General features: G+C 68.1%; 19 protein-coding genes. 11 read left to right on the plus strand and 8 right to left on the minus strand.

Annotated features, from left to right (window positions below; genetic code table 11):
- Nucleotides 1–176: 176 nt before the first annotated feature.
- On the minus strand, nucleotides 177–1,043 hold the full coding sequence (locus QZ847_RS07515) for a CDP-alcohol phosphatidyltransferase family protein (RefSeq protein WP_294354981.1): 867 nt from the start codon (nucleotides 1,041–1,043) through the stop codon (nucleotides 177–179).
- 127 nt (nucleotides 1,044–1,170) lie between these two features.
- Between QZ847_RS07515 and QZ847_RS07520 the strand changes: the two genes are divergently transcribed.
- From QZ847_RS07520 to QZ847_RS07550, 7 genes are all read left to right on the plus strand, one after another.
- Nucleotides 1,171–2,277, plus strand: coding sequence for an inositol-3-phosphate synthase (locus QZ847_RS07520; RefSeq protein ID WP_294354982.1), 1,107 nt, complete (start codon nucleotides 1,171–1,173; stop codon nucleotides 2,275–2,277).
- Between the two features lie 23 nt (nucleotides 2,278–2,300).
- A complete protein-coding gene (locus tag QZ847_RS07525) occupies nucleotides 2,301–3,029 on the plus strand; it encodes an NTP transferase domain-containing protein (protein WP_294354985.1) in 729 nt (242 codons plus the stop codon).
- Nucleotides 3,030–3,117: 88 nt separating this feature from the next.
- A complete protein-coding gene (locus QZ847_RS07530; RefSeq protein ID WP_294354988.1) occupies nucleotides 3,118–3,333 on the plus strand; it encodes a hypothetical protein in 216 nt (71 codons plus the stop codon).
- Nucleotides 3,334–3,399: 66 nt separating this feature from the next.
- Complete coding sequence (locus QZ847_RS07535; protein ID WP_294354991.1) at nucleotides 3,400–4,596, plus strand: acetyl-CoA C-acyltransferase; 1,197 nt, start codon at nucleotides 3,400–3,402, stop codon at nucleotides 4,594–4,596.
- A 46-nt stretch (nucleotides 4,597–4,642) separates the two neighbouring features.
- Complete coding sequence (locus QZ847_RS07540) at nucleotides 4,643–5,038, plus strand: hypothetical protein (RefSeq protein WP_294354994.1); 396 nt, start codon at nucleotides 4,643–4,645, stop codon at nucleotides 5,036–5,038.
- A 122-nt stretch (nucleotides 5,039–5,160) separates the two neighbouring features.
- Complete coding sequence (locus tag QZ847_RS07545) at nucleotides 5,161–5,538, plus strand: hypothetical protein (protein ID WP_294354997.1); 378 nt, start codon at nucleotides 5,161–5,163, stop codon at nucleotides 5,536–5,538.
- A gap of 178 nt (nucleotides 5,539–5,716) precedes the next feature.
- Nucleotides 5,717–8,917, plus strand: coding sequence for a TRCF domain-containing protein (locus QZ847_RS07550; protein WP_294355000.1), 3,201 nt, complete (start codon nucleotides 5,717–5,719; stop codon nucleotides 8,915–8,917).
- 32 nt (nucleotides 8,918–8,949) lie between these two features.
- Here QZ847_RS07550 and QZ847_RS07555 read toward each other — a convergent pair whose 3' ends face one another.
- Nucleotides 8,950–9,441, minus strand: a complete 492-nt coding sequence (locus QZ847_RS07555; protein ID WP_294355002.1) for a nucleoside deaminase — start codon at nucleotides 9,439–9,441, stop codon at nucleotides 8,950–8,952.
- A gap of 135 nt (nucleotides 9,442–9,576) precedes the next feature.
- The gene (locus tag QZ847_RS07560; RefSeq protein ID WP_294355004.1) at nucleotides 9,577–10,002 is read right to left on the minus strand and encodes an organic hydroperoxide resistance protein; all 426 of its coding nucleotides are present in this window, start codon (nucleotides 10,000–10,002) and stop codon (nucleotides 9,577–9,579) included.
- Nucleotides 10,003–10,138: 136 nt separating this feature from the next.
- Between QZ847_RS07560 and QZ847_RS07565 the strand changes: the two genes are divergently transcribed.
- Entirely contained in the window at nucleotides 10,139–10,576 is a 438-nt protein-coding gene (locus tag QZ847_RS07565) for a MarR family transcriptional regulator (RefSeq protein ID WP_294188745.1), read from the plus strand.
- Nucleotides 10,577–10,626: 50 nt separating this feature from the next.
- Here QZ847_RS07565 and QZ847_RS07570 read toward each other — a convergent pair whose 3' ends face one another.
- The 3 genes from QZ847_RS07570 to QZ847_RS07580 form a co-directional block, all read right to left on the minus strand.
- The gene (locus tag QZ847_RS07570; RefSeq protein ID WP_294355005.1) at nucleotides 10,627–10,977 is read right to left on the minus strand and encodes a hypothetical protein; all 351 of its coding nucleotides are present in this window, start codon (nucleotides 10,975–10,977) and stop codon (nucleotides 10,627–10,629) included.
- Between the two features lie 175 nt (nucleotides 10,978–11,152).
- Nucleotides 11,153–12,748, minus strand: coding sequence for an isocitrate lyase (locus tag QZ847_RS07575; RefSeq protein ID WP_294355009.1), 1,596 nt, complete (start codon nucleotides 12,746–12,748; stop codon nucleotides 11,153–11,155).
- A gap of 124 nt (nucleotides 12,749–12,872) precedes the next feature.
- Nucleotides 12,873–13,028, minus strand: a complete 156-nt coding sequence (locus QZ847_RS07580) for a hypothetical protein (RefSeq protein WP_019515726.1) — start codon at nucleotides 13,026–13,028, stop codon at nucleotides 12,873–12,875.
- 167 nt (nucleotides 13,029–13,195) lie between these two features.
- On the opposite strand from QZ847_RS07580, the gene QZ847_RS07585 reads away from it, so the two are divergent.
- Nucleotides 13,196–14,593 carry a short-chain fatty acyl-CoA regulator family protein gene (locus QZ847_RS07585; RefSeq protein ID WP_294355012.1) on the plus strand — a complete coding sequence of 466 codons (1,398 nt, stop codon included), beginning with the start codon at nucleotides 13,196–13,198 and terminating at the stop codon, nucleotides 14,591–14,593.
- Nucleotides 14,594–14,595: 2 nt separating this feature from the next.
- Here QZ847_RS07585 and QZ847_RS07590 read toward each other — a convergent pair whose 3' ends face one another.
- Nucleotides 14,596–16,320 (minus strand): DEAD/DEAH box helicase, encoded by a 1,725-nt coding sequence (locus QZ847_RS07590; RefSeq protein ID WP_294355016.1) that lies wholly within the window; start codon nucleotides 16,318–16,320, stop codon nucleotides 14,596–14,598.
- Nucleotides 16,321–16,432: 112 nt separating this feature from the next.
- Here QZ847_RS07590 and QZ847_RS07595 point away from each other — a divergent pair, with 112 nt between their 5' ends.
- Both QZ847_RS07595 and QZ847_RS07600 read left to right on the plus strand, forming a co-directional pair.
- Nucleotides 16,433–17,767: a hypothetical protein gene (locus tag QZ847_RS07595; protein WP_294355019.1), complete on the plus strand. Its 1,335-nt coding sequence runs from the start codon at nucleotides 16,433–16,435 to the stop codon at nucleotides 17,765–17,767.
- A gap of 92 nt (nucleotides 17,768–17,859) precedes the next feature.
- Nucleotides 17,860–18,003: a lmo0937 family membrane protein gene (locus QZ847_RS07600; RefSeq protein ID WP_294188782.1), complete on the plus strand. Its 144-nt coding sequence runs from the start codon at nucleotides 17,860–17,862 to the stop codon at nucleotides 18,001–18,003.
- A 121-nt stretch (nucleotides 18,004–18,124) separates the two neighbouring features.
- Here the strand turns inward: QZ847_RS07600 and QZ847_RS07605 are convergent, their stop codons facing one another.
- Nucleotides 18,125–19,471, minus strand: coding sequence for a dihydrolipoamide acetyltransferase family protein (locus QZ847_RS07605; RefSeq protein WP_294188783.1), 1,347 nt, complete (start codon nucleotides 19,469–19,471; stop codon nucleotides 18,125–18,127).

Consider the following 19,471-nt stretch of genomic DNA (forward strand, 5'->3'; position numbering starts at 1 on the left):
GCCTTCGCGCCGCCCGCCATCGGCGTACCGGTCGCCATCTCCTCACGCGCGCAGGCACCGAGCGTCAGCGCCGCACCTCCCGCTACCAGCAACATCAGCCGCATTGTCCATCTCCCTGTTTGAACCGGATCGGGAGCGAAACGGGTCGATCGCGCGCGCGTTCCCGTACTCGGCAATCAGTGACCGCGCGCGATCAGCCCGGCGATGCGCCGCGCGCTCGCCGCCGCCTGCCAGATCGCGAAGGCAAGCACCACGTTCAGCACGACGACTTCGAACAGGAAGAACCACAAGGGTGAGCCTGCGATCATGCTCAGGCCGAGCAAGATCGTGCGCGGATTGGCGCCGAGTGCCGCTAGCACCGGCAGCGTGCGCGTGCCGGCCGCGTGCGCGATCTCGGCTATGCGTGCCCGCTCACGCGGATCATGCTCGGCGCTAAGCACCAGCGCGTCGACGCGGCGGGTCGGCCCGGACATCGCGTTCCACGCCCAAAGGTAGACGCCCGACAGCGTCGCACCGATGCCGGTGGCGGGCGCGCGCTGGTTCTGCAGCCACGGCACGTCATAGACCCACCATTGATAGGTGCGTCGACCGCTCTCGGCGAAGACCGACTGCACCGCGCGCGACACACCCGCCGCAATCGCCAGCGCCCAGGCGATCCAACCGTTGTGCTGGTCGAGCTGTGCCGCCAGAAATGCGTAGAGGATGCCGTGACCGAAATAGTCGCACAGCCCGTCGACCACCTCGCCCGACGGCGACGCGCGTCCCGACAGGCGCGCGAGCATGCCGTCCGCGCCGTCGACGACGTGCCACGACAGATGCAGCAGGAAGCCGATCGCAATCCCCCACGCGCCGCCGACCAGCGTGTAGAACACGCCCGCGGATACGACCATCAGCGCGCCGAACACCGACACCATGTTCGGCGTCACGCGCGTCGGCACCAGCGCGCGCGCCAATGCGCCCGCGATCGGATGGTAGATCGCCGCGTTCAGAAAACCTTGCAGTTCCCGCGGCTTTCCCGCCACAGTGGGTCGAAATTCGTCCACGCTTTCCCTCGTGCAGGCGCGACCGCGATGGTGTAGGATCACCCGTTCGCTTGACAGCCGCAACGGTTCTGTCACGGAGCGGCAAACTTTCTGTCTTGTGCCGGACTTGCCCGGCAAGTGGGGATCAATGAATACCATCAAGGTCGCGGTAATCGGTGTCGGCAATTGCGCCAGCAGCCTGGTGCAGGGCAAGTACCATTATACCGGCAGCAACACTGCCAGCGGCCTGATCCACGAGGATATCGGCGGCTACAAGGTCGGCGACATGGAGTTCGTGGCGGCGTTCGACGTCGACAGCCGCAAGGTCGGCCTCGATCTCGGCGAGGCGATCTTCGCCAAGCCGAACTGCACCAAGGTGTTCCACGCCGACGTGCCCAAGACCGGCACGATCGTGAAGATGGGCGCAAAGCTCGACGGCGTCGCCGCGCACATGCTGACCGCCGCGAACGACCGCGGGTTCGAGATCAACGATACGCGCGACGCCGAGAAGGCGGAAATCATTGCCGAGCTGAAGAACTCGGGCGCGGAGATCATGGTCAACTTCCTGCCCGTCGGCAGCCAGGAAGCGACCGAATTCTACATGGAATGCGCGCTCGAGGCGGGCTTGGGCGTCGTCAACTGCATGCCGGTGTTCATCGCGAGCCGCCCGGAGTGGGAGAAGAAGTTCGCCGACGCCGGTCTGCCGATCATCGGCGACGACGTGAAGGCGCAGGTCGGTGCGACGATCGTCCACCGCGTGCTCTCCAACCTGTTCGGCCAGCGCGGCGTGACGATCGATCACACTTATCAATTGAACACCGGCGGTAACACCGACTTCATGAACATGCTCGACCGCAATCGCCTGGCGAGCAAGAAGGAGTCGAAGACGGAAGCCGTGCAGGCCGTCATCGCCGAGCGTCTGGCGGACGAGAACATCCACGTCGGCCCGTCGGACTACATCCCGTGGCTGGGCGACAACAAGCTGTGCTTCCTGCGGCTCGAGGGCGACCTGTTCGGCGGCGTACCGATGAACCTGGAGCTGCGCCTGTCGGTCGAGGATTCGCCCAATTCGGCCGCGGTGGTCGTGGACGCGATCCGCTGCGTCAAGCTCGGCCTCGACCGCAAGGTCGGCGGCGCGCTGACCGGCCCGTCGGCGTTCTTCTGCAAGCACCCGCCCGAGCAGGTGACCGATGATGTCGCGGCGCAGATGACCGACGAGTTCATCGCCGGCGACGTCCGCATCGCGGCAGAGTAAAAACTACCGGTAGGAACACGCGCGTGCACGCCGTGATTGTCGCAGCCGGCTACGGCAGCCGGCTGCGCGCGATTTCCCCGTCGAAGCCGCTGACACCGGTCGCGGGCGTGCCGCTGATCGACCGTGTCATCCTGGCAGCGCGGGACGGCGGCGCGAGCGCGTTCACCGTGGTGACGGGGCACGAGGGCAAGGCGCTGGAAGCGCATCTGGCGCAGGTTGCGCGCACGTACCGCCTGCCGATCACCTGCGTGCGTACGGACGACTGGTCACGCCCCAACGGGCATTCGGTGCTGACCGGTGCCGACCGGGTCGGTCCCGAACGCCACCTGCTGATGATGGCGGATCATTTGTTCGATCCGGCGCTGGTTTCGCGCGTGATCGCGAGCGAGCCTGCCGCGCTGGTGCTGGGCGTCGACCGGCGATTAGACAATCCGCTGGTCGATCTCGACGACGTGACGCGGGTGCGTAGCGACGGCGACTGCATCGTCGCGATCGGCAAGCACCTGCCCGATTACGACTGCTACGATACCGGCGTGTTCGCGGTCGATGGACGGTTCCACGATGCGTTACGGCGCTCGATCGCGCGCGGCGGCGCGGGGTCGATCTCGGCCGGGGTCGAAGCGCTGGCAGGCTCGGGCGAGGCGCGCGTCGTCGATGTCGGCGATGCGTGGTGGCTCGATGTCGACGATCCGCGTGCGCTTACCCAGGCCGAGAACGCGCTCGTCGCTGGGGCGCACGGCCTCGCCGCCTGACCAGCAAGAATATGTAACCGTTCCGGCCGGAACACGGCTGCGAGCGGGCGATTGAGGTGGCAAATCCCTCGCGAAAGGCCGCCGCGTCATGAACAACCGTACTGCCCATGTGCGAACCTTTTCCGGCTGGCCTGTCTTGGCGGTGCTCGCCCTGCTGATCGCGGGCGTGCTCTACCTGACGCTCGGACGCGAGGAGCCGGCGGTGCGCGTCAAGCCTGCGACCGGATCGGCACAGGCGATGGCGCTTGCCGCGGCGGACAAGGATGCTGCGTCCAAGCAAGCGGGCGATACGTCCAAGCAATAGCATAAGCGCGTGATTGCGACGCGCGGGTACGCGATCTAGTCAGGGGCAAACCACAGGAGAGCCCCCATGCGCGAAGCCGCGATCGTATCCACTGCCCGCACCGCCATCGGCAAGGCGTATCGCGGTGCATTCAACGCGACCGAGGCGCCGGTGCTCGCCGGGCACGTCATGAACGCTGCGGTCGAGCGCGCCGGAATCGACCCCGCGCGGATCGACGACGTATTCTGGGGTGTCGGTAATCAGTGGGGCACTCAGGGCGGCAACGCCGGCCGCATGGCGATCTTCGCAGGCGGTTTGCCCAAGTCGGTGCCCGCGTTCACGCTTGATCGCAAATGCGGCTCCGGGCTGACTGCGGTGGCGCTCGCCGCGCGCTCGATCATCGCGGGTGACATCGACGTTGCTCTGGCGGGCGGGATGGAATCGATCAGCCATACGGTGACGAAGGATGCGCCGCGTTTCGTCAACGAAAGCGTCACGCGCAACGTGCCCGCGGCCTACATTCCGATGATCGAGACCGCCGAGATCGTGGCCGAACGCTACGGCATCACGCGAGCCGCGCAGGATGAATATGCCGCGATGAGCCAGCAGCGCGCGGCGCGTGGACTCGAGACGGGCGCGTTCGCGGAGGAGATCGTGCCGATCACGGTCGAGAAGGCGCTGTTCGACAAGGCAGGTAACAAGACCGGCAGCGAGACGGTGACGATCGCGCAGGACGAGGGCATTCGCGCGGGCACCACGATCGAGGCGCTGTCGGGCCTGAAGACTGTCTGGGCGGGGGGCGACTTCACCGGGCCCGGCGGCAACGTGACCGCGGGCAATGCGAGCCAGCTGTCGGATGGCGCCGCGGCGCAGATCGTCATGGACCGTGCAACCGCCGAGGCCGAGGGCAAGCAGGTGCTGGGCATCTATCGCGGGTTCCAGGCGGCGGGCTGCGATCCCGACGAGATGGGGATCGGCCCCGTGTTCGCGATCCCGAAGCTGCTGGAACGAACGGGGCTGTCGGTCGGCGACATCGGCCTATGGGAATTGAACGAGGCATTCGCGTCGCAATGCCTCTACTGCCGCGATCACCTAAGGATCGATCCGGAGAAATATAACGTAAACGGCGGCGCGATCGCGGTTGGGCACCCGTTCGGGATGACCGGTTCGCGGCTGGTCGGCCACGCGCTGATCGAGGGCCGCAAGCGCGGCGTGCGCTACGTCGTCGTGTCGATGTGCACGGCCGGGGGCATGGGCGCGGCGGGGCTGTTCGAGATCGTCTGAGGCGCAAGCCGAGGATCGCGCGTGCCGGGTCGTGCGTTCGGGGTTCATGGACGACAAGATGCGCAACACCGATGAGCGGCGCGCCGACGCCGATTTCGATCACCCCGGCGTCGATCCCGAGCGGTCGCATCGGCCGGCCCCGTTCAACCGCGCCTCGGGCTATACCGGCGAAGGCTATAGCGCGGAGGACGAGCGACAGATGGGCGCGCGGGCACCGTCGGGCACGGTCGCGGCGCGACCGGGCGAGCGCGTGCCCGACACCGCTCCAGTCCCGCCCGACAATGGCCAGCGCGCTTCGTTCGATCCTGCAACCGGCGCGGTGCATGGCAGCGGCAGCGGTGCGGGCGGCGGTAACCCCGGCGAAGGCTTCGACGAGGACAGCACGGGAGAGAACCCGGACTTGTCAGGCGGCGCAGCGGCGGGCCAGCCGCAACAGCGCTGACGCCCCCGGCGACGGGCTGACGAACCGTCGTCGATTTAGGTGAGACGTGACTACCCGCAACATCGATCTTGCTCGTTGCGGTGGTGAAGTCGGGATCGTGAGAGCCTTATGGAACCGCGGACATGAGTTCGGATGACGCGGCCAGATCGAGAGCGGTCGAGCGTGACGGACGCTGCGGGCGGCACGAAGCCAGCATTGATCGGCAGTCGCTCGCTCATAGCCTGGGCGTCAGAGACCACCGCGACGCTGCCCTGCCCTCGTCACTGACAGAGACGATCGCCGCCGTAGCGGCAGTGCTGACGGTCGAGTTCATGGCCGGGTTCCAGCTGCGGGATCGTGACGGTGCGTGGAGGGCAGTGCAGCCGCAAACCCGCGTGCCCGTGCGTGTGGGTGGAGCAACCTTGTTCATCCCGGCACTCCACGAGTTGCGGGACATGTTTAAGCGTTTCGGTCGCGAGGAGGACTGCGCGCGCGTCGATCTGATCGACCGCCTCCTCTGACTTCGTCGCGGGGTGAGAGGCCAGCACCGCTGCAACTGCACTCCACGGGTACGCCGGCAATACCACTCAGCCGATCCCTGCGGGGTAGATATGCACCCCTCGTCGCGATCACCGTGGCGGAACCGCGATTGCCCCCTGTCCGTTCGCGCCGCTCCTTCTTCCGGAAACACAGACGCTTATGGCCGACGAGACTCGAGACGCTTCCACGCTGATCGGCAGCGCACCCGCCGCGCCGACGCTTGAGACCGGGGAGATCGCGGCAGCGGCAGCGGCGTTGCTGAACGACGGCGATGTGATGATCGCGGCGGTCGACGAGGCGCGCGGGATCGCAATCGCGCACGCTTTGGCAGCGGCGGCACCCGAGTCGTGCGTGCTGTTCTGTCCGGGTAGCGACGCGCTGCCAGGTGACGACGCCCCCGCCTCCCCGGCCAATGTCGGTCAGCGCGTGTCAGCGCTGCGTCAGTTGCGGCTGTTGACCGCGAAGAAGAAGCGTGTGCCGATCGCGTGCGTGACGACGGGTGAGGCATTGGCGCGCGCCTACCCGCCGCCGGCCGAGTTCGAGGCGACGCCGCCGACGGTTGAACTGGGCGCGGCGATCGACCTGGCCGCACTGTCGGACAAGCTGCTCGAACTCGGCTACGTTGCCGACGAGCGCGTCGACGAACCGGGCGAGGTCGCGCTGCGCGGCGCCGTGCTCGATGTCTTCCCTGCCGACGCCGACCTGCCGCTACGCGTCGAGGTGGCGGACGGCAAGGTGACGAGCCTGCGCTGCTACGACCCCGCCGACCAGCGCACCGTGGGCGAGATCGAACGGCGCGAGCTGGGCCGCGTGTCCGAGCCGAAGCTCGCTCAGGATCGCACGACGCTGCTCGATCATCTGCCGGGCGCGCGTGTGGTGATCGGGGTGGCGGCGGACGAGCGGCGGCGGCGCTTTCTTGCGCTGTCCGCCGACGCGGCGAAGCGTCGGCCGCGGCGTGCGCTGAAGGAAGTGGTCGACGAGAAAGCCTGGGCGAAGGCGCTCGGGAAGGTCGAGCAGGTGAGGATCGAGCGCGAAGGCGACCTGCCGCCGCGGTTCGTCGAGCAGAAGGCGCCGCTGCGTGCCTTCGCCAAGGTCGCGCGCGCTGCATGGGACGAGGGGACGCGCGTCGTGCTGATGGGCAGCGCGCGCGACCTGCGCTTCCTGCGCCGCCGCGTCGCCAAGGCGGTGAAGCGCGAGCCCGAGCAGGTTGCGTCCTGGGCCAAGGTCGCGAAGGCGAAAGGGGACGCGTTCCTGCTGCTGGAGATGGCGACCGACCGCGGGTTTCGGCGCGAGGGCGTGCTGGCGATCGCCGCCGCCGACCTGCTCGGCAGCCGGGCGGAGCGCGACACGACCTCGACCGGGCCGGCCGACACCGCCTTGTTCGACTTCGGCGAGATCCGCGTCGGCGACGTGGTGGTGCATGAGGAGCATGGCATCGGCGTGGTCGCGGGGCTGGAGCGGATGGCTGCGGACGAGGCGAGCGGTGCGGGGAGCGTGGCGGGCGACGCGATCAAGCTGACCTATGCCAACGACGCGACGCGGCTGGTGCCGGTGACCGAGGCCGACCGCATCTGGCGTTACGGCGCGGAAGCGGACGCGGTGACGCTCGACAAGCTCGACGGGTCGAGCTGGCAAAAGCGCCGCGGCGAGATCGAGCAGACGATCGCGAAGGATGCCGAGGCGCTGACCGCGCTGGCGAAGGAGCGGGCCGAGCGCGAGGCGCCGGTGCTCGATCCCGACACGGCGGCGTATGAGCGGTTCGCGGCAGGTTTCCCATTCACAGAGACCGTCGACCAGGCGCGCGCGATCGCGGCCGTGCGCGCCGATCTCGCCTCGGGCAAGCCGATGGACCGGCTGGTGATTGGCGACGTGGGATACGGCAAGACCGAGGTCGCGCTGCGCGCCGCCGCACTCGCCGCATTGGCGGGCGGTCAGGTCGCGATCGCCGCGCCGACGACGGTGCTCGCGCGCCAGCATCTGGAGAGCTTCACCAGCCGGTTCGAGGGCAGCGACGTGGTCGTCGCCGGGCTGTCGCGCTTGTCGACCGCGGCAGAGAAGAAGCGGGTCAAGGCGGGGCTCGCCGACGGCAGCATCCACGTCGTCGTCGGCACCGGCGCAGTCGCGGGCAAGGGCGTCGACTACCACAACCTCTCGCTGGTCGTGATCGACGAGGAGCAGCGCTTCGGCACGGCGGACAAGCAGCGCTTGCGCGACCTGTCGGCCGGGCACGTGCTGTCGCTATCGGCGACCCCGATCCCGCGCACGCTGCAATCTGCACTGGTCGGCTTGCAGCAACTCTCCGTCATCGCGACGCCCCCTGCCCGCCGCCAGCCGATCCGCACCGCAGTGGCGAGCTTCGACGCCGAGGTGATGCGCGCGGCGCTGCTGCGCGAGAAGGCGCGGGGCGGCCAGAGCTTCGTCGTCGTGCCGCGGATCGAGGACATGGCGCCGCTTGCCGAGAAACTCGAACGGCTGGTGCCCGAGCTCGAGCTTTTGCAGGCGCACGGCAAGATGCTGTCGAGCGAAATCGACAACGCGATGGTCGCGTTCGGGCGCGGCGACGGCGATGTGCTGCTGGCGACCAACATCATCGAGGCGGGGCTCGACGTACCGCGCGCGAACACGATGGTGATCTGGCGCGCCGACCGCTTCGGGCTGTCGCAGCTGCACCAGCTGCGCGGGCGCGTCGGGCGCGGCAATCGGCGCGGGCAGGTGCTGCTGTTCACCGAACCGGATCACGAGATCGCGCCGCGCACGCTGAAGCGGCTGCGCACACTGGAAGCGTTCGACCGGTTGGGCGCGGGATTCGCGATCAGCGCGCGCGACCTCGACATGCGTGGCGCAGGCGACCTGCTGGGCGAGACGCAGGCGGGGCACATGAAGCTGATCGGGATCGACCTGTACCAGCAGCTGCTCGAGGATGCGCTGCGTCGCGCGCGTGGTGAGGAGGCGGATCGCTGGACGCCCGAGCTGCAGCTGGGGGTAGAGGGGTGCCTGCCCGAGGCGTGGATTCCCGACGAGGAACTGCGCGTGTCGATCTATGGCCGCATCGCGCGGCTGTACGATGCCGAGGCGCTCGACGCGCTGGAGGAGGAGCTGGAGGATCGCTTCGGGGCAATGCCCGAGGAAGCGCGCACGCTGATCGCGGTCGCGCGGTTGCGCGCGGAGGCGCGTGCGGCGCAGATCCAGCGCATCGTCGCCGGACCGGCCGCCATCGCACTGGAGCCGCGGCCGCGTGTCACGCTGTCAGCGGACGCGCTGGAGGAGAAGAATGGCCGCTACCTGCTGCGCGAGCGCATCGCGGATGCCGACGCGCGGCTGGCGAAGGTGCAGGAAGTGGTCGCGGCACTGGCAGGCTGACGCGCACCGGCCTGCCAGCGCGCGAGAGAGGCTTAAAGGTTAGCCTGCTCCTCGACCGGCAGGTCGGCGTCAGGGCCATAGTATAGTTCGACACATTCAGCGCGAAGGCAGCCGCCCTCGATCGATATGTCGTCGCGATAGGCGTGGGTAACGAAGGCAAGCGTGTCGATCCCGTGCGCCTCGAAATACATCGGGTGCACGTCGGCGCCTTCGGCACCGTAGACGACGCGTTCGACCTTCGACCAGATCGAGGCCATCGTGCACATGCCGCATGGTTGCAGCGTCGAGTAGAGCGTCGCGCCGCGCAGTTCCATGTCGCCCAGGCTCTCACACGCGCGACGGATCGCCATCATTTCGGCATGCGCGGTCGCGTCGGGCAGTTCGTGCGTCTGGTTGCGTTCGGCGGCGAGGACCTGCCCGTCGCGCACGATCACGCAGCCGAGCGGCGAGGTCGAGGGATCGGACCCCTTCGCGCGCGCGACCTCCAGCGCCAGGCGCATCCAGCGTTCGTCGTCCTCGGTCATCGGCAATCCCTTTCGCGCGAACGAACGTGCGAGAGAGACGAAAGACGCGTCCGATCGATGAGGCCACAAATGCAGACGCGCCCCGACCTGGGGGCGGCAGGAGCGCGTCGCGTTCGGCTCAGATACGCGCCTGGATCAGGCGAGCGTCAGGCCGACATCCACATTGCCACGGGTGGCATTCGAATAAGGACAGATTTGGTGCGCGGTGTCGACCAGCTTCTGCGCGTCGGCACGGTCTAGCCCGGGCAGGTCGACGACGAGGTCGGCGGTGATGCCGAAGCCGCCTTCGCTGCGCGGACCGATGCCGACCTTGGCGGTGACCTGCGTTTCCGCCGGCACCTTGAGCTTCAACTGACCTCCCGCGGCCTTCAACGCGCCGATGAAGCACGCGGCATAGCCGGCGGCGAACAGCTGCTCCGGATTGGTGCCGTCGCCGCCCGCGCCGCCGAGTTCCTTCGGGGTCGACAGCTTGGCCTCGAACGCGCCGTCCTCGCTGCGTGCGTGACCGTCGCGTCCGCCTGTCGCGGTCGCCTGGGTCGTATATTTCACATCGACTGCCATGATCGTAAACCTCGTGAGCTTGCGACACGTTTTGTTATCGCGATAAGGATTATCTAGGTTCGCTACCTGCCCTTGTCCAGCGATTTGTTTGTCGCGATATGCGTGTGCCGGATCGTCGCCGGCTCGGAGAACGCCCATGTCAGCCCCGCTGCCACTCGACCAGCAGCTCTGCTTCTCGCTGTATGCGACGTCGATGGCGATCAATCGCGCCTACAAGCCGCAGCTCGACGCGTTGGGCATCACCTACCCGCAATATCTGGTGCTGCACGCCTTGTGGGAGGAGGACGCGCGCACGATCGGGCAGATCGCGGAGCGGCTGGCGCTCGAATCGAGCACGGTGACGCCTCTGGTCAAGCGGATGGAGGTGGCCGGGCTGATGACGCGGATGCGCAACCCAGCGGACGAGCGGCAAGTGCAGGTACGGCTGACCGAACGCGGGTGGGCGCTGCGCGAGGAATGCGGCTGCCTGGGCGAGACGCTGGTGGCGCGTTCGGGAATGACGCTTGCCGAGGTGGAGGCGCTCAACCAGCAGGTGCAGCGCTTGCGTGACGCGCTTGGTACGTGGGCTAACTAGCTAGCAGGGTTGACGCGGGCGGAGGGTTGCTGCCGCCCGCGCCATTCAGATCAGCGGCAGACGCGCACCTGGCGATGGTTGCGCCACGTCACGTAGCAGCGATTGCGGCCATAGCCGTTATAGCCGTAGCGGCGATGATCGCGCCCGTAATGGTGGCCGCGGTCGCCGCGCCAATCGGGTCCGCGGTGATGATCGCCGCGCCAGTCGTGGCGACCCGGGCCCCGATCGGGACCGCGCCCCGGACCACGGTCAGGTCCGCGATCATCCCAGTGCCGATCGGGACCGGGACCGTGCGGACCGGGGCCGTGCGGACCGCGCGGACCCTGCGCGTCGGCGGTGGCGGACACGCCAAGGCTGGCGATGACGAGGCCAGCGGCGGCGAACATGCGTGAAAGCTTCATGGCGTATCTCCTTGCCCGATGATCAGGATGTCCAACGCCTAGCCGAGCCGATCGGCACCGCGGCTGAACCGACCTGTAGGCTCAGGTACATGTTGGTCGCCGCAATCGCCGCGCGCACGTCCACCCGCGCCGGCTGCCCGACGCGGGTGGGTACGCGGCCTGCACGGGGTTCGGGTCAGGCGGCGAACTGGTTCATCGTGTTGTGTGCGCCACCGGCCTTGAGCGCTGCCTCGCCCGCGAAATATTCCTTGTGGTCGTCGCCGATGTCGGAGCCCGACATGTTCTGGTGCTTGACGCAGGCGATGCCCTCGCGAATTTCCTTGCGCTGCACGCCCTTGACGTAGCCGAGCATCCCCGCCTCGCCGAAATATTCCTTGGCCAGATTGTCGGTCGACAATGCCGCGGTGTGGTAGGTCGGCAGCGTGATCAGGTGATGGAAGATGCCGGCGCGCGCCGCCGCGTCCTTCTGGAAGGTGCGGATCCGCTCGTCGGCCTCGCCCGCAAGATCGGTGTCGTCATAGTCGACGCTCATCAACCGCGCGCGGTCATAGGCCGAGACGTCGCGCCCCTCGCCCGCCCAGGCATCGAACACCTGCTGGCGGAAGTTGAGGGTCCAGTTAAAGCTCGGCGAATTGTTGTAGACGAGCTTGGCGTTGGGCACGACCTCGCGGATGCGATCGACCATCGAGGCGATCTGCTCGATGTGCGGCTTCTCCGTCTCGATCCACAACAGGTCGGCGCCGTGCTGGAGCGAGGTGATGCAGTCGAGCACGCAGCGGTCGGCCCCCGTCCCCTCGCGGAACTGGAACAGGTTGGACGGCAGCCGCTTGGGGCGCATCAGCTTGCCGTCGCGGTTGATGATGACGTCGCCGTTGATCGTCGACAGGTCGGTGATTTCCTCGGCGTCGAGGAAGCTGTTGTACTGGTCGCCGATGTCGCCCGGTTCCTTCGAGAACGCGATCTGCTTGGTCAGGCCCGCGCCGAGTGAGTCGGTCCGCGTGACGATGATCCCGTCCTCGACACCCAGTTCTAGGAAGGCGTAGCGGCAGGCGCGAACCTTGGCGAGGAAGTCGTCGTGCGGCACGGTGACCTTGCCGTCCTGGTGGCCGCACTGCTTTTCGTCAGACACCTGGTTCTCGATCTGGAGCGCGCAGGCACCCGCCTCGATCATCTTCTTCGCGAGCAGGTACGTCGCCTCGGCATTGCCGAAGCCGGCGTCGATGTCGGCGATGATCGGCACGACGTGCGTTTCGTAATTGTCAATCGCATGGATCAGGCGCTGCGCCTCGATCTCGTTGCCTGCCTCGCGCGCGTGATCGAGTTCACGGAACATCATGCCGAGTTCGCGGGCATCCGCCTGCTTGAGGAAGGTGTAGAGCTCCTCGATCAGCGCGGGCACGCTGGTCTTCTCGTGCATAGACTGGTCGGGGAGCGGGCCGAAGTCGGAGCGGAGTGCGGCGACCATCCAGCCGGAGAGATAGAGGTAGCGCCCCTTGGTGGAGCCGAAATGCTTCTTGATGCTGATCAGCTTCTGCTGCCCGATGAATCCGTGCCAGCAGCCGAGCGATTGAGTGTAGTTCGCCGGATCGGCGTCATAGGCGGCCATGTCGCGGCGCATGATGCCCGCGGTGTATTTCGCGATATCAAGCCCGGTGTTGAAGCGGTTCTGCAACCGCATCCGCGCGACCGCTTCGGCGTCGATGCCGTCCCACGTGCCGTTCTGGCGCGCGATCAGCTGGCCGATCTGGCTGGTGTGCTCCTGATAGGTCATGGCGTTGCCCCTTGTCTGCGTGTGTGGTTGGGGCGTGTGGAAATGGTCGCCGACGCGTTGCCGCGCCGGCGAACCACCTTTCCTCCCCAGGAACTTGGTCACCCGTGCGATACGGGCGTTCGCGTCAGCCGAGCCGGCCGAGGCGGTGATAGAGGTTGGAGAATTTGGCCGAGCGGGGGTCGTCCGCGATCTGGCGGACGTAGTTCGCGACGGCTTCCTTCATCAGCCCGAAGTCTTCGGTCGAGAAGACGGCACGGCTGCGCTGCGGTTCGGTCGGCATGGACGGTCTCCTCTGGTGTTGCACTGCCCGGCGGATGTTCCGCCGTTGAGGAATGGATAAGCCGGCAAATCGCGTAGCGTGAACAAGGATTGACAAAGTTTCGTGTCGTCGGGTCGGTGAAACCGGCGTAGAAGCTGTCACGCTGTCAATTTCTTTACAGGCAAAGCATGGCGCGCGAGAAGGTGATGGGTGGGCACGCGGTCAGGCGGTTGAGGCGCCGTACCGGGCTGACACAGGCGGCGATGGCGGAGATGCTGGGCGTCTCGCCGAGCTACCTGAACCTGATCGAACGCAACCAGCGCGCGTTGCCGACCGGGCTGCTGGTCCGGATGGCCGAGGTATTCGACTTCGATCCCCGCGCGCTGGTGGCGGGCGAACCCGGCGGCGGGGCGGAGGCGATCCGGCGGCGACTGGCCGATCCGTTGTTCGCCGATCTGGAGATCGACCGCAGCGAGGTGGAGGAATGGCTCGCCGCCGCGCCCGGCGGGGCGGAAGCGTTCGCGCGCGCGTTCGACCGCGGCGGTGTCGCGAGCGTCGCGACTGCGGGCGACGGCGACGACCCGACGGTAGCGGTCCGGCGCGAGATTGATCGCTGGCGCAACCACTTTCCCGATCTCGACAGTGCGGCAGAGGCGGTCGCGGACGAACTGCGGCTGGCCGGCGCCGATCTGTACGGCGCGCTGACCGAGCGGCTGCGCGTCCGCCAAGGCCTCGCGATCCGCATCCTGCCTGCCGAGGTGATGCCCGACCATTTGCGCCGGCTGGATCTGCACGCGCGGCAATTGCAGCTGGGCGAGATGCTGTCGCCCGCGAGCCGGACCTTCGCGCTGGCGTTCCAGCTGGCACAATTGGAAGCACGCACCGAAATCGATGCGCTGGCACGCGGTGCGGCATTCGCCAGCCGCGTGTCGGAGCGATTGTTCCGGCGGCATCTCGCCGGCTACTTCGCCGCAGGCGTCATGATGCCCTATGCGCGGTTTCTGCGCGCGTGTGAGGGGAGCGGCTATGATCTGGCGACGCTACAGCATCGGTTCGGCGCAAGCGTCGAGCAGGTCGCGCACCGGCTGACGACCTTGTCGCGCGTCGGCGCGCGCGGGCTGCCGTTCTTCCTGCTGCGGGTCGATCGCGCGGGTCAGGTGTCGAAGCGCTTCGCCGGGGCGAGCGGTGCCGCGCTGGTCGCGGCCGAGGCGCGCTGCCCGTTGTGGCGGGTGCATCACGCGTTCAATCGGCCGGGTACGGCAGTGCCTCAGTTGATCGAGCTTGAGGACGGCACGCGCTGGTTCACGCTGCAGGTTGCGGTACCCGGTACGCGGTCGGTCGGCGTAGGTGCGAGTGCGGTCGCGGCGGAGTTCGCGCTGTCGATCGGCGTGCCCGAAGAGCAGGCCGCGACACTCGCAGGCGCGCGCGGGTTCGATCTGATGGGTGCGGCGACGCCGATCGGGCTGGGCTGCCGCGCTTGCCTGCGTGCCGACTGCCCCCAGCGATCGCTACCGCCCGCCGCGCGCGCGCTGGTGATCAACGAGCGCGAGCGACGGGTGTCGGCGTTGAGCTTCGTCGCCGACTGACCTTACGGACGACGGCCCTGCGGCTTGCGCGGGTTGGTCGGGCGCGCGCGGTGCATGGGTGCGCTCCGTCCGCCGCCGGTACGCGGGCCGCCACGCGGCGCGCCGTTCGCGCCGGGTGCGGGACCGTTGCCGGGGATAATACGGATGCCGCTCTCGTCCTCGCCGTCCTCGCGCGCGGTACGCTGGACCGCGGCATTGAACTTGGCAGCGATGCCGGTCGGCACCTGGAACCAAGTCTCGTTCGGGCCGATACGGATCGCGCCGATCTCGTTGCGGGTGATGTGACCGCGGCGACAGAGCAGCGGCAGCAGCCAGCGCGGATCGGCATTCTGGCGCCGACCGATGTCCATCACGAACCACTGCGTGTCGTCGAAGCCGGGGCGGTGACGATCAGCCTGTGCGGCGCGCTGTGCCTCGGGCGTCGCGGCGACCAGCTCCTCGGGCTCGGGCAGCCGCGCGCGATGCGCCTGCACCAACATCGCGGCGATGTCCTCGGGCGACTTCTCGGCGATCAGACGCTGGGCGAGCGCGCGGTCCTCCTCGTCGATTTCGACCGGCTCGAGCAGCGTGGTGATGAGCCGCTCGCGGTCGCTGGCGCGGATGTCGTCGGCGGTCGGCGGGTTGGTCCACTCGACATTGATCTTGGCGCCGCGCAGCATCATCTCGACGCGGCGGCGGCGCGGGTACGGCACCATCAGCACCGCGGTGCCCTTGCGACCCGCGCGTCCGGTACGGCCCGAGCGGTGCTGGAGCGTTTCGGCGTCGCGCGGCAGTTCGACGTGGATAACCAAGCTAAGCGACGGCAGATCGATGCCGCGCGCGGCGACGTCGGTCGCGACGCAGACGCGCGCACGCTTGTCGCGGAGCGCCTGGAGCGCGGCGTTGCGCTCGTTCTGGCTGTGCTCGCCCGACAACGCGACCGCGGCGAACCCACGCTCGACCAGGCTGGCGTGGAGCCGGCGGACGTTGTCGCGCGTGGCGCAGAACAGAATCGCGGTCTCCGCCTCGTGCAGCCGTAGCAAGTTGATCACGGCATGCTCGATGTCCGCCGGCGCGACCGTCACCGCGACATAGGAGATATCGCCGTGCCCGCGATCCTCGCCCTTGGTCTCGATCCTGAGCGCGTCCTTCTGGTAGCGCTTGGCAAGCGCGACGATCGGCTTCGGCATCGTCGCGGAGAACAGCAGCGTCCGCCGCTCGGCCGGGGTGGCGTCGAGGATCTCTTCCAAATCCTCGCGGAAACCCATGTCGAGCATCTCGTCCGCCTCGTCGAGCACGGCGGCGCGCAAGCTCGACAGGTCGAGTGCGCCGCGCTCGAGGTGGTCGCGCAGGCGGCCGGGCGTGCCGACGACGATGTGCGCGCCGTGTGACAGCGCGCGGCGTTCGCGCGAAGCGTCCATACCGCCGACGCAGGTCGCGATGCGCGCGTGTGCAGACGCGTAGAGCCACTGCAACTCACGGCTTACCTGGAGTGCCAGTTCACGCGTTGGCGCGATGATCAGCGCGAGCGGGGCGCCAGCCGGCGGCAGTTCGCCCTCGGGCATCAGCTCGCCCGCCATCGCCAGGCCGAAGGCGACCGTCTTTCCCGAGCCGGTCTGCGCCGAGACGATCAGGTCGCGCCCGTGCGCCTCGGGCTCGATCACCGCCGCCTGAACGGGAGTGGGAGCGGCGTAACCGCGCGCGGACAGCGCCTCGGCGAGAGGCTGGGGAAGGTTCGGGAAGGTCATGAGGCTTTCAAAGTTGGGTGGCTGCGCGTTGGCTGCAAGGGCAGCACGCCTGTTCGGCGCTCGCGCATGTTCGTTCAGGACAAGTTCGGGCAGGTAGCGCTAAGAGGCGCGGGTGTCGAGCAGGATCGGTAAATGGTGGTGGGCGACGCTGGCCGTGCTCGTCGGGGGGGTGGTGCCCGTGAGCGCGCAGGTGCCGGCCACCGCGCTGCCGCCGCCGGTGGCCACCCTGCCGTTTCGGCAGTCGGCCGCGGACGCGATCGCGCAGGACGCGGGTGAATATGCGCGAATGTACGATGCATCGCTACCGGAGGCGCGCGCCCGGCTGCTCGCGCAGGAGGAGACGGTGCCGGTCACCGACGCGCTCGCGATTGAGCTGGCCGATCGGTTGGCGGGGATCTCGATCGAGCATCGACCGACATATCGCATCGTCGTGCTGCTGACCGGGGACGAGCCGCTGCCCGACCGCGAAGTAGCGGCGGGCGGGATGAGCGTACCGATTACGTTCCGCACCGGTGCGCGAGCGACGCGCGCCGCACTCGAACTCGCGCTCGCCTCGCACCAGGCCGAACTCGCCGCGGCGGTGGCGCATCCGCCGGGCATGGGGATCGACCTCGCGACCGGCGAGCTGGTGGTGGTCGTCAACCCGGGCGACGTCGACCGCGAGGGCGTCGACGCGCTGACCGCGCGTCTGTCAGAAATCGCGGGCGTTCCGGTGCGCGTACGAAGCGACCGCGTCGTCGCGAGCGCGGACATGACGGCGGAAGGCGGCGCACGCGTCGTTGGCGTCGATCCGGCGGACGGGCGCCGCTACGCCTGCACCACCGGTTTCGTCGTTACGGACGGCACGCGCACGGGGATCGCGACCGCGGCGCACTGCCCCGACGCGCTCAGTTACGTCGGCCCGAACGGCGAGACGCAGGCACTCTCCTTCGTCGGACAATGGGGCTGGGGTTATCAGGACGTGCAGGTCAACGCGAGCGACGTGCCGCTGCAACCCGCCTTCTACGCCGATACGGGCAAGACGGTCAGCCGCGCGGTCGCGGGGCGGCGCGCGCTGACCAGCATGCGCGCGGGCGACATCGTCTGCCACCGCGGCGAGCGAACCGGCTACAGTTGCGCACCCGTCGAGCTCGTCTCATTCGCACCCGCAGGGCAATTGTGCGGCGGCGCGTGCCTGCCGACGTGGGTGACGGTTGCCGGACCGAAGTGCCAAGGCGGCGACAGCGGCGCGCCGGTGTTCCTGGGAACACGCGCCTTCGGGCTGGTAAAGGGCGGCAGCTATCGCAGCGACCGGACGTGCGCCTTCTATTTCTATATGTCGACCGACTATCTGCCGACCGGCTGGCGGCTGCTTGAGGAGGCGTCATCCGCGCCGATCACGCCCGGCGCACCGCCCGCGCCGGAACCGCCGCCCTTCTACCCGGCCCAGGCGCGACCGCGGCGCTGATCGCTCACATGGATTATGTCGAAAGGTTGCTGGTTCGAGGAACGCCACCTTCTCCGCTCACGTTCTCACCGGCGTAACGAAGGAGAGTATAGATGTTGTGGACGATCGCGGTGATCCTGCTGGTGCTGTGGCTGCTCGGGTTCGCCTTCCACGTCGCGGGCGGGTTGATCCACATCCTGCTGGTGATCGCGCTGATCGTCGGGCTGGTGCAGCTGTTCCGCGGACGTCGCGTCTAGGTAACTCGGCGCCGCAGCGATCAGGAGCGACGGTGCAGGTATGATTGCTCACGCATGCCTGCGCACGCTGTCTGGAACATCTGGATGTGCGCTGCGGATAGCGCGCATCCAGATGTGAGAATCAGTCAGCGAAAAGCAGCACCGGCGTTTCGAGCAGCTTCTTGAGCGCTTGGACGTAGCTCGCCGCATCCCAGCCGTCGACGACGCGGTGGTCGCAGCTGATCGACAGGTTCATTAGCTTGGCGCGAACGATGTCGTCGCCATGGAACACCGGACGCTCGACGATCTTGTTCGGGCCGATGATCGCGACCTCGGGCCGATTGATGACCGGCGTCGTCGCGATGCCGCCGAGCGGCCCGAGCGAGGTGACGGTGATCGTGCCGTTGCCGAGTTCGTCGGGCTTGAGCTTGTTCGCGCGCGCCGCCTCCGCCAGCCGCGTGATCTCGGCGGCCAATTGCCACACGTTCTTGTCCTGCGCGTCGCGGATGACGGGCACGGTTAGGCCGGCGTCGGTCTGCGCCGCCATGCCGAGATGGACCCGGCCCGAGCGCGTCACCACGCCCGCCTCATCGTCGTAGCGCGCGTTGAGCATCGGGAAGTCGGGCAACGTGCGGCAGATCGCGACGATCATCAGCGGCAGCATGGTAAGCTTGGGCCGATTGCCGCGATTGGCGTTCAGGTCGGCGCGGACGCGCTCCAGCTCGGTTACGTCGATTTCGTCGACGTAGGTGAAGTGCGGGATGTGGCGCTTCGACGCGGCCATGTTCTCGGCAATACGGCGGCGCATGCCGATGACGCGGACCTGCTCGTCGTCGCGCGCGCGGCTGGTGTGCGGCGCGTGATAGCCCTGTCCTGAACCGTAGCGCAGATAGGCGTCGAGGTCGCTGTGGCGCAGGCGGTCGCCTTCCGCCTTTACCTCGGCGAGGTCGATGCCGAGGTCGCGTGCGCGCGCGCGCACCGCGGGGCTGGCGAGGACGGCGCGGGTTGGTGCGGCGGGTTGCTCAATCTGCGGTGTACGCGGGGCGGGCGCCGCAACCTCGTACGCCGGCGTTTCACCACGTGCATCGGCGACGCCGGGGTTCTCCGCCTCGACGTTGTTCGCCTCGGTCGCCGGTGCAACCTTAGGCGCAGTGGCGGGCGCAACCGGTTCCGCCTTCATCGGCGACAGGTCGCTGCCGGTCTCGTCCGACGGTTGCGCGATGGCTTCGGCATCGGCGCTCTCGGCGGCATCGGTTTCGATCACCACCAGCGCGGCGCCGATCGAAACCTGGTCGCCGACCTCGCCCGCCAGTTCGACGACGGTCCCCGACACCGGCGACTCCATCTCGACCGTCGCCTTGTCGGTCATCATGTCGGCGAGCTGCTGGTCCTCCTCGACCCGGTCGCCGACCGCCACGTGCCACGCGACGATCTCGGCCTCGGAGATGCCTTCGCCGATGTCCGGCAGCTTGAAGGTGAAACGTGCCAT

The organism is uncultured Sphingomonas sp., assembly GCF_913778135.1.
GTDB lineage: Bacteria > Pseudomonadota > Alphaproteobacteria > Sphingomonadales > Sphingomonadaceae > Sphingomonas.